This is a genomic window from Dorea sp. D27 (genome assembly GCF_001185345.1).
Lineage (GTDB): Bacteria > Bacillota > Clostridia > Lachnospirales > Lachnospiraceae > Extibacter.
The window spans coordinates 17,368-19,134 of sequence record NZ_KQ236747.1; the positions used below are offsets into that span (position 1 = coordinate 17,368).

Genomic DNA, 1,767 nt, shown 5'->3' on the forward strand with positions numbered 1-1,767 from the left:
AGCGCATCGGGGACGGTGCGTTGCTGACTGCACCGGCATCAAGCTGTCCGCCCTGCCGGACGGGGTGGAGAGCATCGGGGACGGTGCGTTTGAAGGCTGCACTGGCATCACGGAGATGACATTCCCCGTAGGTCTTTCGCGCATCAAGGGATATGCGTTTTCTGGCTGCACCAGCCTCGCCAAGCTGACCTTCCAAAGCGCCACGGCCCCGACGATAGGGGGCGCCGCTTTCAATGGCGTTGCCACCACCGGCACGATCTACTACCCAGCCGGGTATGCGTCGGATTGGCTGGGGGTCTCCGGGTTGCCCGGCAGCTGGACGCTCGCTTCCCTGATTACCCTCGAAGTGACCTACAACGACGGCGCCACCATGGCGGATGCCATTCAAGGTGCGCTGCTTGCGGCGAGTGTTGGCAAGGAGCAGGTGACCGGAATCAAGATTACCGGCAATGCCACGGCGGTCACCGGCAACAACTGGAAGGCCCTGTACGACCTTTATAAGAATGATAGCGGCTGGACAAACCTGAGCGCCCTCCACCTGTCGGAAATGACGGCGCTTACGACCATCGGCGATATGTCCTCTTACTTATCTGGCATCCCGAAACTGAAGCAAGTGAAACTGCCCGACAGCCTGACGACCATCGGGTCCGGTGCGTTTTCTGGCTGCACCAACCTCGCGCTGACCGCCCTGCCGGACGGGGTGGAGAGCATCGGGGTGAGAGCGTTTTATGGCTGCACCGGCATCAGGCTGGCCGCCCTGCCGGACGGAGTGGAGAGCATCGGGGACTCTGCGTTTACTGGCTGCATCGGCATCAGGCTGACCGCCCTGCCGGACGGTGTGGAGAGCATCGGGGACAGTGCGTTTGATGGCTGCACCGGCATCAGGCTGACCGCCCTGCCGGACGGTGTGGAGAGCATCGGACAATATGCGTTTTCTGGCTGCACCGGCATCACGGAGATGACATTCCCCGAAAAACTGACCAGCATCGGGGACATTGCGTTTTCTGGCTGCACCAGCTTAGACAAGCTGACCTTCCAAAGCGCCACGGCCCCGACGATTGGCTACTCCGCTTTCGGTGGCGTTGCCACCACCGGCACGATCTACTACCGAGCCGGGTACGCGCCAAATTGGCTGGATGACTCCAGTTTGCCCGGCGGCTGGACGCACGTTCTTACCTACCAGCTGACGGTGGAGAATGGCACGGATACAACGAAGGCCTCATTCTACCCGGAAGGCGGACAGGCCGTCATCGAGGCCGACGCAGCGCCGGGTGGGCAGGCATTCGACAGGTGGGAAACGTTAGGCGGCGGCCGCTTTTTAAACGCTGCCAGCGCCAGCACCACCTTCACCATGCCCGCTGCCGACACGACCGTGCGGGCCACCTACAGAACCACCACGCCCGCCCCCGGCCCGGCCAACGCCAGCATTAATCCCGACAAGGCGACCTTCGACCGCTATCCCTCCGGCAAGAACCATCGGGACATACCGGTCACGCTTTCGCCGGGCAGCCATACATTGAGCGGCATCCGCTGCGGCAACGTGACCTTGCAGGCCGGGCGGGACTACACCGTGAGCGGCAGCCGGTACACATTCTCCAGGACCTATCTTGCCACGCTGGGGAAAGGCACCCACGCCTTTATCTTCGATATGAGCGGCGGCGCCGATCCGACGTTCACCCTCACGGTGGAGGACACCAGGCCGGGGGGCGGCACCAGTTCCGGCCCAACGTCCGATTCCGGCAATGACGGCAGCAATCCCAACACCGG

The 1,767-nt window shown here is 62.9% G+C and carries 1 protein-coding gene; it reads left to right on the top strand.

Going from position 1 to position 1,767, the window contains the following annotated elements; genetic code table 11:
- On the top strand, nucleotides 1-1,767 hold a 1,767-nt coding region (locus HMPREF0980_RS19200; RefSeq protein WP_198146316.1), incomplete at both ends, for a leucine-rich repeat protein.